The organism is Shewanella eurypsychrophilus, from assembly GCF_007004545.3.
Taxonomy (GTDB): domain Bacteria; phylum Pseudomonadota; class Gammaproteobacteria; order Enterobacterales; family Shewanellaceae; genus Shewanella; species Shewanella eurypsychrophilus.
Window position 1 is genome coordinate 219,199 of sequence record NZ_CP045503.2, and the last position, 13,275, is coordinate 232,473.

At 45.2% G+C, this 13,275-nt stretch carries 11 protein-coding genes; 2 read left to right on the forward strand and 9 right to left on the reverse strand.

Translation table 11 applies throughout. The features are described 5' to 3' along the window. Positions 1-135 precede the first annotated feature (135 nt). Positions 136-714 carry a Fe-S biogenesis protein NfuA gene (gene nfuA / locus FM038_RS00970; protein ID WP_142873088.1) on the forward strand — a complete coding sequence of 193 codons (579 nt, stop codon included), beginning with the start codon at positions 136-138 and terminating at the stop codon, positions 712-714. A 116-nt stretch (positions 715-830) separates the two neighbouring features. On the opposite strand, the gene FM038_RS00975 is transcribed toward nfuA, so the two are convergent. Beyond that, positions 831-2,168 (reverse strand): MATE family efflux transporter, encoded by a 1,338-nt coding sequence (locus FM038_RS00975; RefSeq protein WP_142873087.1) that lies wholly within the window; start codon positions 2,166-2,168, stop codon positions 831-833. A 21-nt stretch (positions 2,169-2,189) separates the two neighbouring features. On the opposite strand from FM038_RS00975, the gene FM038_RS00980 reads away from it, so the two are divergent. Further along, the gene (locus FM038_RS00980) at positions 2,190-3,251 is read left to right on the forward strand and encodes a polysaccharide deacetylase family protein (RefSeq protein ID WP_142873086.1); all 1,062 of its coding nucleotides are present in this window, start codon (positions 2,190-2,192) and stop codon (positions 3,249-3,251) included. Positions 3,252-3,299: 48 nt separating this feature from the next. On the opposite strand, the gene FM038_RS00985 is transcribed toward FM038_RS00980, so the two are convergent. From FM038_RS00985 to FM038_RS01020, 8 genes are all read right to left on the reverse strand, one after another. Next, positions 3,300-4,340, reverse strand: coding sequence for a protein-glutamate methylesterase/protein-glutamine glutaminase (locus FM038_RS00985; protein ID WP_142873085.1), 1,041 nt, complete (start codon positions 4,338-4,340; stop codon positions 3,300-3,302). Positions 4,341-4,402: 62 nt separating this feature from the next. Continuing rightward, positions 4,403-5,251 (reverse strand): CheR family methyltransferase, encoded by an 849-nt coding sequence (locus tag FM038_RS00990; protein ID WP_142873084.1) that lies wholly within the window; start codon positions 5,249-5,251, stop codon positions 4,403-4,405. A 161-nt stretch (positions 5,252-5,412) separates the two neighbouring features. Beyond that, on the reverse strand, positions 5,413-8,154 hold the full coding sequence (locus FM038_RS00995) for a methyl-accepting chemotaxis protein (protein ID WP_419555636.1): 2,742 nt from the start codon (positions 8,152-8,154) through the stop codon (positions 5,413-5,415). Between the two features lie 654 nt (positions 8,155-8,808). Continuing rightward, on the reverse strand, positions 8,809-9,384 hold the full coding sequence (locus FM038_RS01000) for a chemotaxis protein CheW (protein WP_142873082.1): 576 nt from the start codon (positions 9,382-9,384) through the stop codon (positions 8,809-8,811). A gap of 68 nt (positions 9,385-9,452) precedes the next feature. Further along, the gene (locus FM038_RS01005) at positions 9,453-11,558 is read right to left on the reverse strand and encodes a chemotaxis protein CheA (protein ID WP_142873081.1); all 2,106 of its coding nucleotides are present in this window, start codon (positions 11,556-11,558) and stop codon (positions 9,453-9,455) included. Between the two features lie 39 nt (positions 11,559-11,597). After that, positions 11,598-11,960 carry a response regulator gene (locus tag FM038_RS01010; RefSeq protein WP_142873080.1) on the reverse strand — a complete coding sequence of 121 codons (363 nt, stop codon included), beginning with the start codon at positions 11,958-11,960 and terminating at the stop codon, positions 11,598-11,600. Next, positions 11,957-12,271 (reverse strand): STAS domain-containing protein, encoded by a 315-nt coding sequence (locus tag FM038_RS01015; protein WP_142873079.1) that lies wholly within the window; start codon positions 12,269-12,271, stop codon positions 11,957-11,959. Before FM038_RS01015 ends, FM038_RS01010 begins: the two co-directional genes overlap by 4 nt. 299 nt (positions 12,272-12,570) lie before the next feature. Then, positions 12,571-13,266, reverse strand: a complete 696-nt coding sequence (locus tag FM038_RS01020) for an SCO family protein (protein WP_142873078.1) — start codon at positions 13,264-13,266, stop codon at positions 12,571-12,573. Positions 13,267-13,275 lie beyond the last annotated feature (9 nt).

The following is a 13,275-nucleotide window of genomic DNA, read 5'->3' on the forward strand; positions in this document are numbered from 1 at the left end:
GATAAAAAACACTCAATTTATCTCCGAAAAGGCCAAAGCAATTTACAAAGGGACTACAAAGCTTCACTGAGTCGGAGTATCATACCTCTATATCTTACTAAAACAGTCAAGTTTTACCAGACGGAGCATGTCTTAATGATCACCATTTCCGATGCAGCTCAGGCTCATTTTGTTACCTTGTTAGCAGATCAGTCCGAAGGAACTCATATTCGTGTATTTGTAATCAGTCCTGGTACTGCTACAGCTGAGTGCGGCGTTTCATACTGTCCACCAGATGCCGTTGAAGCCGATGATACGGAACTAGAATTTAATGGCTTTAACGCCATGGTCGACGAAAAGAGCGTACCATTCTTAGAAGATGCCACCATCGATTTCGTTACCGATCAACTTGGTTCACAGCTTACCCTAAAAGCACCGAATGCTAAGATGCGTAAAGTTGCTAGTGACGCCTCTCTCAATGAGCGTATCGAGTATGTGATTCAATCTGAAATTAATCCGCAACTCGCAAGTCATGGTGGCAACATTATGCTGATGGAAGTGTCTGAAGAAGGCGTGGCTATCTTGCAGTTTGGCGGTGGTTGTAACGGTTGTTCTATGGTTGATGTCACCTTGAAGGATGGAATCGAGAAGCAACTACTTGAGATGTTCCCTGGTGAGCTTACTGGTGTTAAAGACATCACAGAGCACCAAGCTGGCGATCACTCATACCAGTAACGGACGTTTCTAGGTTATAAAAGAGTAAGAAAAAGCGAGTTGGCTATCTAGCCTACTCGCTTTTTTTATGTCTGCTAGAACCTAGAACCTAGAACCTAGAACCTAGAACCTAGAACCTAAAACTCTTCATCTCTCAATTTATATCGATAATGCAGTGTCAGGGTTAGGCTTCTGGCTAGCATGAAGCAGCTCATGGCAGCCCATAGGGCATGATTACCGCTATCTTGTAGGAAGAACCAGATGGGGAAGAAGACGCCAAACGTCGAGATGATCATACTATTTCGCATGACCTTGCCCTTTGCTGCGCCAATATAGACACCATCGAATAGATAGGAGCCGAAGGAGAGCATAGGGAGAAGCACAATCCAGAACAGATATTCACCCGCGACGACACGTACTTCATTAATGTTGGTGAGTAGGTTGATAATACTCTCGCCACCGAATGCAAAGACGAGTGTGAATAAGAGTGCCGATAGAGCAGACCATAGCCAGGCAAGCGTAACCGTTTCCCGCATGAGTGTTTTATTCTTTTGGCCATAGGCTTTGCCTACCTCTGCCTCGGCATAATAAGCAATGCCATCTAATGCGTAGCTGATGAGTAGTAATAAATTGAGCAAAACAGCATTGGCTGCAACTGTGTTATCTCCTAGGCTAGCCCCATGAAATGTCATAAATGCGAACGAAATTTGTAAGCAGAGGCTGCGAATGAATATATCAGCATTCAGACTGAGCAGTTTGTGATAACTCTTTAGGCTGAGACTGTTGCAAAGCTCGAGAAAGTGAAAGCCGCCGGTCTTTTCTAGTTGTCTGTAGACCATAGTCAATGCCACTAAGAAGCCTGCCATGTCGGCAAATACAGAGGCTAGGGCTGCGCCTTTAACTCCCCATCCTAGGCCTAAAACAAAAATCAGATCTAGGCCAATATTCGCTAAGTTAGCGACGATTAATTGCCACATAGCGGCTTTGGGTTGTTGTCTGCCTAACAGCCATCCGAGTAACACTAAATTGAGTAAGGCGAAGGGGGTAGACCAGATCCTTATCTGAAAATATTCGCGGGCATATCTTTGAACTTCCTGACTCGCATCGGTGAGCTGAAGGGCTGTATTGAGTATGGGGAGTTGCAGAAGTACCGCACTTAATCCTAAAATAAGCGCTAAACTGCCTGCTTGTAGCAATAATTTATATTGGGCTTGGGTGTCTCCAGCACCATAGGATTGGGCTACTAGCCCGGTTGTTGCCATCCTGAGAAACCCTAACATCCAGAGGATAAGGGTGATCATCGTCGAGCCTACGGCTACACCGCCAAGGTAATAAGCATTGCTTAAGTGGCCGACAACGGCGGTATCAACCAGACCAAGCAGGGGCACCGTGATATTGGATAATATCATGGGCAGGGCGAGTGCAAATAGCTGTCTATTTTTCTGTTTATTACGGATCAGTTCGACAGGGGTCATATCATCTCAGAGGTTTTAATTATGTTTAAGAATATCCTGATAACGCTCCTGGTGTTATTCAGTCTATCGCTGCAGGCCTTCACGGCTCAAGCTGCAGTGATCTTACAATATCATCATGTATCGGCAAGCACTCCCGCAATAACCAGTGTAACGCCGGTTCAATTTAAAGAGCAGATGCAATATTTGGCAGATAATGACTTTATCGTGATGCCCTTGTCTCAGGTTGTAGATGCGATTAGAAACCAGCAACCGATAGCAGAAAATGCCATAGTGATCACTTTTGATGACGGGTATAAGAGTATTGCGAATACGGCGCATCCCATCTTAAAGGAATACGGTTATCCCTACACACTATTTGTCTCGGTTGAGCCTATTAAAGCTAAGTATAGCGAGATGATGAGTTGGGAAGAATTGATTCAGCTCTCGAAAGAGGGCGCTGAAATTGCTAATCATAGCTGGGGCCACGAGCACCTTATCCGTAAGTTAGCTGGAGAGTCTGAGTCTCAATGGTTAACGCGGATTGAAGCCAATATTCTCAAGACTGAAGCTGAAATCAAACAAGCCACAGGTCAAAATCATAAGATGTTGGCCTATCCCTACGGCGAGTATAATCAGGCGATAGAAACCATGCTAAGTCGCCACGGTTTCGTTGGTTTAGGCCAGCAATCTGGTGCAGCTGGCGCCTATTCTCCTATCACTGCTTTGCCGAGATTCCCCGTTGCTGGAGTCTATGCTGATTTATCTAGCCTGAAAGTAAAAATGCATAGCTTAAATATGCCAGTAGTTTCAATGACACCTAGAGATCCTGAATTAAAAGAGGGTCATTGGCGTCCGGAATTAAAGGTGACGTTAGATATGAGTGACATCTATCCCCACCAGTTGATGTGTTTTATACAGGGGCAAGGTGCCAAGAAGCCACTTTGGTTGAGCGAAACTGAGTTCTCGGTCAGAGCAGAATTAGATCTTCCACCCGGAAGGTCTCGCTATAACTGTACGGCACCGAGTAAAAGCCAAACTGGCTATTACTGGTTTTCACAAGCTTGGGTCAGACCCAAAAATGACGGAACTTGGATAGAAGAATAGGCAAAGGTCTTTTAGTTCCTAGTTCCTAGGTTCTAGGAACTTATTTTATTAACTCGCCTTGCTATTTTCTGCCTTCAACAGGAATAGTAGCTTTTGTGGGATCTTATCTAAGTGCATCTGTTCATGATGAGCATCTATCTCTACAGCTGCTCCAGGCATGCCCCAGACGACTGAACTCGCTTCATCCTGCGCTATGGTGTAAGAGCCATTCTGTTTCAAGTTGAGAAGGCCTTTAGCTCCATCTTTACCCATACCAGTCAATATGATTCCGATAGTCGATTTAGCTGCGCACTGAGCAACGCTGTCAAATAGTACGTCGACGGAGGGCTTATGACGGTTAACTGGTTCGCTATCTAGCAATTTAGTAAATAGTGAGCTGCCTTTGCGGACTACGATCATATGTTGATTGCCTGGTGCCAAGTAGGCGGTACCCGCTTTGAGTAATTCGCCTCCTTGAGCTTCGATAACTTTCATTACACAGTGGCTATCTAAGCGTTTGGCAAATGAGGCGCTAAAAGCGGCAGGTATGTGCTGGGCAATCACCACGGGTGGTGTGTTTGAAGGTAATCGAGTCAAAACGCTTTGAATCGCTTCAGTGCCGCCGGTTGAAGCACCTATAGCAATCAATCTGTTACTAAACATCACGCCGCTTAAAGGCTTATTGACAATGGGTTGTGTGGCTCTAGGGCGTACTTTACTTCTATAAGCTAGGCGCACCTTGTCGATTAGCTCTTGCTTATAGTGGACCAGTTGATTCGTAAGGTCGGATTTAGGTTTGGAAATAAAGTCTACGGCGCCGATTGAAAGTGCTTCTAATGTTACCGCAGCGCCTTTGGCCGTGAGTGTTGAGACCATGATCACAGGCATGGGCCTAAGTTTCATTATATTTCTAAGGAAAGCGATACCATCCATCTTGGGCATTTCGATATCTAAAGTTAAAACATCGGGATTGAACTTTTTAATCAGATCTCGTGCTTCATAAGGATCTTCTGCCGTTGCGATAACCTTGATGTCATCGGCATCATTTAATAAATGGCTTAGCAATTGCCTTACCAGTGGTGAGTCATCGATCACTAACACATTAATCATAAGTTCATCCTTGTTATCTGTCTTGTACCTTAGTTAGATCTAATTGGTGCTCAATCCTTGTCTCAATAAGACATAACTAGCTTCTTTTCTTTATTTTTATCTGTATTTATCTTGGTGTGACCTCCTTGAAGAGGCTGGTACATGGTCTGACCTATTAGATCAAATTCATCGGATATATTGGTTAGCGTCTCACTGTGGCCGATGAAGAGTAGCCCGTCAGGCGCGAGTAGCTTCCTGAACTTGGCGATGATTTTTGCTTTTGTCTCATTATCAAAATAGATTAATACATTACGGCAGAATATGAGATCGAATGGCCCTGTCATGGGCCAGTTTTGCAGTAGGTTAAGCTGCTTGAAGTGGATCATCTTCTGAATGCTCTGTTTAATCTGAATGCCAGCTTGATTCGACTGTATATATTTACTTCTATATTGTTGTGGCAGTCCTGTAGTGCTCTCTTCAGCATACAAGCCCTTCGATGCCTTGCTGAGCACATTGGTATCTAGATCTGTGGCCAGTATTTTCAAGTCCCACTCCGCTCCGGAAAAATGTTCCGCTAGTGTCATCGCAATACTGTAGGGTTCTTCTCCTGTCGAGCAAGCCGAAGACCAGACTCGTATGCGTTTGTTACGCCTCTTCTTCCATTGAGGTGAAACTTCTTCATTTAAATATTCGAAGTGATGCCCCTCTCTAAAGAAGGCGGTTAAATTGGTAGTTAGTGCGTTAACAAAGCTAACCAGCTCACTGGGCTCATTTTGAACTCTAAGGCAATATTGGGAAAAGTTCTTTAATCCTAACTGACGCAGACGACGACTCAATCTGGAGTAAACCATGTGTTTTTTTCTGGCTGGGAGAACAATACCTGTTTCCTCATAGGCAAGACTTTGAATAAAATCAAAGTCTGCTTGTGTCATAGAAAACTCCTTTTCATCTATGATTTCCAATGTTGTTAACTCCTGTTGATTTAGTGGATGTATTAGGCTGTGTTGTAGATATGCTAGTTGAACAAGCATAGGCAGACTTTGAATTAAAACAAAGCCTGCCTATGTCAAAAGCTTCTATCTACCTCGAGTCGCTAAAACTCGTTCCACTCCTCTTTGCTGATACTCAAGTTACCGTGACTATCTCCCGAGACTAGCGCCAGTGGCGCCGATGCCATACCCGATGTTTTAAGCTCATCAGTCTGGAAGAAGCCAAGCTGGGTTTTCATATTTCTAGCTTGGTCTGCCATGGCTTCACCAGCTGCCGAGACTTGTTCTACCAGAGCGGCATTTTGTTGGGTCATCTCATCCATCTGAGAGATGGCCTTATTGACCTCTTGAATACCGGAAGACTGCTGATCTGAGGCGATACTTATCTGACTAATCATGTCGGCCACTTTTGTCACAGCTTGTACTATGTCTTCAAGCGTCTCACCTGACTGATTCACTAACTGAGTGCCATCAGTAACCTTGCCTACACTGTCGCGAATGAGCTCTTTAATCTCCTTAGCTGCGCCCGCGCTTCGCTGGGCAAGATTACGAACTTCGCCAGCAACCACTGCAAACCCTCGTCCTTGCTCACCGGCTCGTGCAGCCTCTACTGCAGCGTTGAGTGCGAGTAAGTTAGTTTGGAAAGCAATTTCGTCGATGACACCTATGATGTCCGAGATACGCTTACTGGAATCGTTAATCGCTTCCATGGCTGTGACAGCCTGCTCTACGACCTTACCACCATGTTCAGCCTTAGAATTCGCTTGCTGAGCCAACTCATTGGCTAATGTGGCGTTTTGAGCGCTCTGGGTGACTGTTGCAGTCATCTCCTCCATGCTTGATGCCGTTTCTTCCAAGGATGCTGCTTGCTCTTCGGTTCGCTGACTGAGATCTGCGTTGCCCTGGGCTATCTCTTCGGCGCCGCTAGTCACCGTATTGGCCGACTCGTTGATGCCGCCTAAGACCTCGGTGAGTCTGGATACGGTCGCATTGGCATCTGTCTGTAGCTTACCGAATTGACCTTCGTATTCGCCGTTGATCTGACGGGTTAGATCTCCCTTGGCTAAGCCGTCGAACATGTTAACCACATCCGAGATAACGTTATCTGCGATACCCACTAAGCGATTAAGGCCGTTAGAGAGGTTGAGGAAGAAGCCGTCCTTACCTTCGGTGGAGACTCTATGACTTAAGTCACCAGCTGCTGCAGACGAAATGATGGTATCTATTTCATGCTCGATAGCGACCTCTGCGGTGCGATCGGTCCATTCGACGACTGTGCCTATGCGCTCGCCATTGTCATCCTTGATGGGGTTAGCCACCACCTTGAAGGTGCGTCCTCCGACTAATAGCTGGCTCGAGTAGGTGGAGGTGAGTCCACCTAGTAGGCCTCGTTGATGGGCCGGATTCTTATGGAAGTCATCGATATTGACCCCCATAAGGTTATTGGAATCGAAATTAGGCAGATCTTTGACTATATCGGCTTGTGCATTTCTGAACATGTTGCCTACGGCGTTGTTCATATAGATGATGTTAAGATCGGCATCTGCCACCATGGTATTGGCTGAGACATTGTCCAATGCCTGCTTGATGCGGGCATTTTCTGCTGCTAGCTGTTGCTGTTCGGCTTCACGGGCTAACTTGACGGTCAAATCTTGCCACTCGACAACTGTGCCGGTTCGCTCGCCATTATCGAACACTGGGGTGGCGATCAGACCGAAGGTGAGGCCCGACACTTCTATGTTGGTCTCGAAGGTTTCAGTGAGCCTATCTAACATGCCGCGTTGATGAGCCGGTTTCTTATGGAATATATCGATATTACTTCCCATCAGAGTGCGCATGTCGAAGCGACTCAGGCTCTTCTTCAGGGTCTTCTCATTCTCGCCGAGCATTTCGTTGAGTGATTCGTTGAAGTAGATGATGTTGTAGTCCGCATCGGCCATCATCACATTTGCCTTACATACATCCAGCGCCTGCTTGATACGACCGGTTTCAGCGGCTTGTTGTTGCTCCTCTTTCTCTTTCGCTAGCTTAGCGGTGACATCTTGCCACTCGACCACTGTTCCGCTTCGCTGACCGTTATCGAAAACCGGGGTGGCGATGAGCTCAAAGGTGAGTCCAGACACTTCTATGCTGGTTTCGTAAGTGCTAGTGAGTTTGTCTAGCATGCCTCTCTGATGTGCTGGATTCTTATGGAAGATGTCTATGTTAGTGCCCATAAGGGTCTTCATATCGAACTTAGCGAGGCTCTGCTGTAGGGTGCGTTCATTCTCGCTGAGCATTTCGTTGAGTGACTCGTTGAGGTAGATGATGTTGTAATCTGCATCGGCCATCATCACGTTGGCTTTACATACGTCTAATGCTTGCTTGATGCGTCCCGTATCCGCGGCTTGTTGTTGCTCCTCTTTCTCTTTCGCTAGCTTAGCCGTGATGTCTTGCCATTCGACCACGGTCCCGGTACGTACATCGTTGTCAAATACTGGCGTGGCGATTAAGTCGAAGGTGAGCCCAGATACTTCGATGCAGGTTGCATAGGTACTTGTCAGTCTGTCTAGCATGCCACGCTGATGAGCAGGGTTTTTATGGAAAATATCGATATTAGCTCCCAGTAGGGTCTTCATATCGAAGCTTCTAAGCTCCTGCTGTAGCGTCTTCTCATTCTCGCTGAGCATCTCGGTGAGTGAGTCGTTGAAATAGATGATATTGTAATCGGCATCGGCCATCATCACATTGGCTTTACACACATCAAGTGCCTGCTTGACGCGTCCGGTTTCTGCTGCTTGCTTCTGATCTTCTTTCTCTTGCGCAAGCTTGTCGGTAATGTCCTCCCATTCGACAACGGTTCCCATTCGGACGCCATTGTTGAAAATAGGGTTAGCAATTAAGCTAAAGTTAAGCCCAGCGACCTCAATGCTTGTCTCATAGGTAGTCGTTAAACCTTCTAGCATACGTCTCTGGTGATCTGGATTCTTATGGAAAATATCAATATTTTGTCCGACTAACTTTTTCACATCGAAGCTGACTAGAGCAGATTTTAGGGTTTGCTCATTCTTGCTTAGCATGACATTGACTGAGTCATTAAGGTAAGTGATGTTGTTATCGGCATCAGCCATCATGACGTTGGCATTACAGATATCTAATGCCTTTAGCGAGGTCTCATCTTGTTGCTGCTTTAGGTGTCGCTCTTCAAATCGATTGGTGATCAACTCCCAACCAGGAAGTGATAGATCTGAAAATTTAGGAGCTTCATTGCTCACCAGAGCACCGCTTATCTCACTAAATGCTTGGCTCAATAGCTTGCTTAATTGGTTAAATTTATAAACGCCGGCGGCGAAAAGTGCGATTGCAAGAATCTGAGTCGCTGCTATCCAGCTTCCAGGTTGTCCCGCAAATGTTAATCCTAACGCAATAAGGCTTACCACCAATCCGGCAACTGGCAAGCTGTTTACATTAGTTAAATTGGAGTTTTGTGCTTCCATTCGTGTTTCCTCAGTGTTACCAGTTTATGCATTAACAGCTTGCTGCTGGTGGGTATCAAGCGTATTGATTAAGTTAGAGAGTTGCTCTGCTTCAGGTAAGACTTCACTACCCAGTAATTTATTGATATCAAGCAAAATAACCATCTTCTCACCAACATTGGTTAGTCCTTTAATAAAGGTAAGATCTGTATCCTCACCAAAATGAGGTGCATCACGTACATCGACATTATTGACGCTGAATACATCCGATACCGCATCGACGACTATGCCTATGACCTTATGCTCTTCTGCTATGGCGACCTTGACCACTATGACCACAGTAGTGGCACCATAATCCAAGACCTCTATGCCGAAGCGTTGGCGGAGGTCTATGATGGGAACTATGGTGCCCCGCAGATTAATCACCCCCTTCACATGACTCGGTGCATTGGGGATCACTGTGGTGGGCTCCCACCCCCGGATCTCTTGCACCGATAGTATTTCGACTCCGTATTCTTCGTTGGCCATAATAAAGGTCAGATACTGCTGACTGTCTTCATCGAGATCTTGCTTCATCCCCTGATCAAGTTGGGGCTGCATCTTTTGAGTTTGCTCTGTCATTGCTCCAGGCTCCATCTTCCTTAATTTAAAATTTTCATCGCGAGTTAGCGTGTTAATTCTTAGCCTTGTTAGGCTGCGTGTTCCTTCATATTGGTAATGCCGGCCATGCTCACTAATCCGGTAACATCTATGATGAGAGCAACCGTGCCATCACCGAGAATCGTGGCGCCTGATACGCCTGGGACCCGGTTGTAGTTATCTTCCAGGCTCTTGATCACAACCTGTTGTTGTGACAATAGCTCATCTACAAGTAGGCCTATTTTTTCATTATTTGAATCGACTACCATTACCAGGCCATCTTTGATCTCGCTGGCATCGGATTTGTGGCAAAACTCTTGATAGACCTTGATCACTGGTAGGTACTCATCTCGTAGGCTTATCAATTCGTGGCCATCACTGAGACGATTAATCTTATTCGGTTCGACCTGTAGTGACTCGTGAATGGAAACAAGAGGAACCACGTATGTATGGGATCCGACTCTGACTAATTGACCATCTAGAATTGCTAGGGTGAGAGGTAATCTAATGGTAAAACGACTGCCTTTGTCTTGGGTTGACTTGAGCTCTATGGTGCCATTGAGCTCGTTAATATTACGCCTCACAACATCCATACCCACACCTCGACCAGACAGATCAGAAACAGCATCAGCAGTGGAAAATCCAGGTTTGAAAATAAGCTGGTGAATGGCTTCTACACTTAGCTCTTCATCTTCGGCAACCAGACCTTTATCTCTGGCTTTCTCAAGGATTCTGTCGGTATTGAGTCCTGCTCCATCGTCGATAATTTCAATGATGATACTTCCTCCCTGATGGAAGGCATTGAGTGTGATAGTGCCGATTTCTGATTTGCCCTTGGCGAGGCGTTCTTCCGGAGTTTCTAGGCCGTGATCCAGTGAGTTACGGACTAGATGAACCATAGGATCGACAATTTTCTCCATCACCGTTTTATCGAGCTCGGTATCTTCACCTTTTAGAACTAACTCGACTTTTTTATTCAGCTGCTGGCCGATATCACGTACGAGTCGCGGAAATCTATTGAAAGCGAAGCTGATGGGGAGCATACGGATCTGCATGACGCTCTCTTGCAGATCTCGAGTATGGGTGGCGAGTTGTTCCAGTCCTTGCTTGAGTGATATGAGTGACTCTTCGTCTATCTCATCCTGTTGACCTATCTGGCCAAGCATGGCTTGGGTGATAACCAGTTCGCCTACCATATTTATCAGTAGATCTATTTTGTCTATGCTGACACGAATAGAACTGGTTTCGGGTGTTTTAGCCTGTGAGACCGCTTTAGGTTTAGGTGCTTGGCTCGTTGCTATGGCGCCATCAACTTGATTATCTTCACTGTTATTCTGGGCATCTTCGCTCCCTAGCTGCGCTTGAGGAATAGACTCCTCGTCCGTTTGTATGAGAGAGGTCTCATCGTTATCTTGCTCAGCACTGTCATTCACAGCCGGGGTAGAGGAATAACTGATGATGCACTCGTCCTCAACCCATTCAAAAACCTCTTCGAGTCGCTTGAGGGGCTGCTCAGTAATGAGTTCAAGCTGCCAGCTTAAGTAGCATGCTTCTGGATCTATATCTTCAAAATCTGGTGAATTACACTCGGCTAAATTAACGGTTAGCTCACCCAGTTGTCTGAGTTCGTTGAACATCAGAGCGGGGTCGTTACCGCACCTTAAGATATCTATCCCTGCCTGAAAATCGATAGTCCAACGGGTTAGACTCGATGATTCTTCAGTTACCACATCGTCGACAGGCTCAGTTTCTCTAGATGGCTTGTTACCCTTTTCGATCTCAAGGGTAAATTGTTTCTCAAGTTGTTCTAATAACGGATCATTGAAGTCAATTTTTCGCATTAATGCATCAAACATATTGCGTAACAAATCGACTGAAAGCAGTAGCATGTCCTGATGTTCGCTAGTCATCTGTCTACGCCCATCGCGGATCTCATCGAGTAACGTTTCTAGCAGGTGAGTGTATTTAGCGACCTGATTGAAACCAAAGGTCGCGCTACCGCCCTTGATAGAGTGAGCAGCTCGAAAAATGGTATTGATGGCTTCATCATCGGGGTTATTGACGTCGAGATTAAGTAGCTCAGACTCCATGGCGTCTAAGCCTTCGAGGCTCTCTTCGAAGAAAACCTGGCTGAATTGACTGAGATCGATTTCCATATTAAATATCCGTTAGATCCATCTGATGAATTGGATTTTCTAGCCAAGTACTTTACGTACTGTCGCAAGTAATTGGTCTGGGTTGAAAGGCTTTACTATCCAGCCTGTGGCACCAGCAGAACGACCCTCTTGTTTCTTTTCTGTCCCTGACTCAGTGGTCAGCATTAACAGAGGAGTAAACTTATAACTGGGTAAAGTTCGTAAGTTTCTTATCAGAGTTAGGCCGTCCATGATGGGCATGTTGACATCTGAAATGACGAGGTCATATTCACCTTTTTGGGCCACTTTTAAGGCTTCGTCTCCATTACACGCCTCTGTGACGTCGAAGCCTGCTGTTTTCAGAGTGAAGCCGACCATTTGACGCATAGAGGCCGAATCATCAACTGCGAGTATTTTTTTCATAGGACCTTTTCCTCATTCTGATCGGCTTGTTGCTCTGGGTTCGCTAATTCTGAAATAGTAATACCCAGTTTGTTTAAATCAGTTCTAAGTTCCGGCTGACAGTTAAGCCAGTCGATTTTGAAAGAGCGGGATTCGCAAGTTTGGGAGAATAGATAGAGAAGCTGAGCTCCGGCGGTGTCAACCCTAGACAATTCACTGGCATCGATATGCAGTTGCTCGTCATGGGTTAATAACTTTGAAAGTTGTGCGAATATTGGCTGTATATTTCGAATTGTTAATTCAGAATCTAATTTAATTGTATGTTCCGACATTTAAATTTCCTTTGGCTAGCTTTCCTCATCCCTGCAAGATCAAAAGATAGTCGGCAAACTTGAGTATTTCCTCTTTTATTGATATTTTTTTATGATTATTTGATTAAGAAATTAAAGCCGAACTAGATGTAGGTAGAGAACATTTGGGGTTAGATAGTTGTTAGCGGGTATTTTGTCAAATGTGCTTGTTTGTTATTGTATTTTAAGTATTTTAATCAAAATTAAAATTACTGATTTAGAATGGGCAATGAGAAAGGTTAGGGTTAAATTTAGTTACAAATTGGCGGATCTCAAAGAACCTAGGTCCTAGGTTCTAGGACCTCATAATTGGCTATTATGGTTTTAATATCAGCTATCAAGTTTCTATTAGAGATTTGAGGCAGCTTGCCTGGTTCCAAAGACTTAGGCTTAATAATAGCGACTTTTTTGCCGTCTGGTGAGATTAGAGCCATAGATGCACTGTGATCTACCTGGTAGTCCTCCCCGTCACCAATCATGGCATAGACGAAACCTAGATCTCGAGTCAATGGAAAGAGTTGAGAGTGAGGCCCTGTTATGGCAACAAACTCTGGATTGAAGAAGTTCATATAATCTAACAGCTTATTTTGGGTATCTCTTTGAGGATCAACGGAAAGAAAGATGATCTGAACGTCTGCTCCCTCTAATAATTCAGGGTATGCCGCGGTGAGTTTCCCCATCGTTGTCGGGCAGACATCAGGACAAGATGTAAACCCAATGAAAAAAAGACTCCATTTATTATTTAGCTGAGTATTAGTAAACAAATTGCCATGTTGATCTGTGAGAGAGAAAGGTGCCAATGGTTTCGCTATTGGAAACACAAAGCTAGTGGCAAGGTCCAGTTCAGTGTTTTGCATGGAGGTGATGATGGCATTAGTCTGCTTATTTTTTTGAAGCTGAACCGCGGTTACACCGCCGAGGCCGAGCAGGACTAAGCCTAGTAGCGCAACGGCGATTATTCTAAGCTTCTTTGCCATATTGGAAGG

Coding starts and splice junctions, on each gene's coding strand:
- FM038_RS00995 (WP_419555636.1), bottom strand. CDS start 8,154: ATGGGAACCGTTGTCGAATGGGAGGACATTACCGACAAGCTTGCGCAA.
- FM038_RS00990 (WP_142873084.1), bottom strand. CDS start 5,251: ATGACACAAGCAGACTTTGATTTTATTCAAAGTCTTGCCTATGAGGAA.
- FM038_RS01015 (WP_142873079.1), bottom strand. CDS start 12,271: ATGTCGGAACATACAATTAAATTAGATTCTGAATTAACAATTCGAAAT.
- nfuA (WP_142873088.1), top strand. CDS start 136: ATGATCACCATTTCCGATGCAGCTCAGGCTCATTTTGTTACCTTGTTA.
- FM038_RS00980 (WP_142873086.1), top strand. CDS start 2,190: ATGTTTAAGAATATCCTGATAACGCTCCTGGTGTTATTCAGTCTATCG.
- FM038_RS01010 (WP_142873080.1), bottom strand. CDS start 11,960: ATGAAAAAAATACTCGCAGTTGATGATTCGGCCTCTATGCGTCAAATG.
- FM038_RS01000 (WP_142873082.1), bottom strand. CDS start 9,384: ATGACAGAGCAAACTCAAAAGATGCAGCCCCAACTTGATCAGGGGATG.
- FM038_RS00975 (WP_142873087.1), bottom strand. CDS start 2,168: ATGACCCCTGTCGAACTGATCCGTAATAAACAGAAAAATAGACAGCTA.
- FM038_RS01020 (WP_142873078.1), bottom strand. CDS start 13,266: ATGGCAAAGAAGCTTAGAATAATCGCCGTTGCGCTACTAGGCTTAGTC.
- FM038_RS00985 (WP_142873085.1), bottom strand. CDS start 4,340: ATGATTAATGTGTTAGTGATCGATGACTCACCACTGGTAAGGCAATTG.
- FM038_RS01005 (WP_142873081.1), bottom strand. CDS start 11,558: ATGGAAATCGATCTCAGTCAATTCAGCCAGGTTTTCTTCGAAGAGAGC.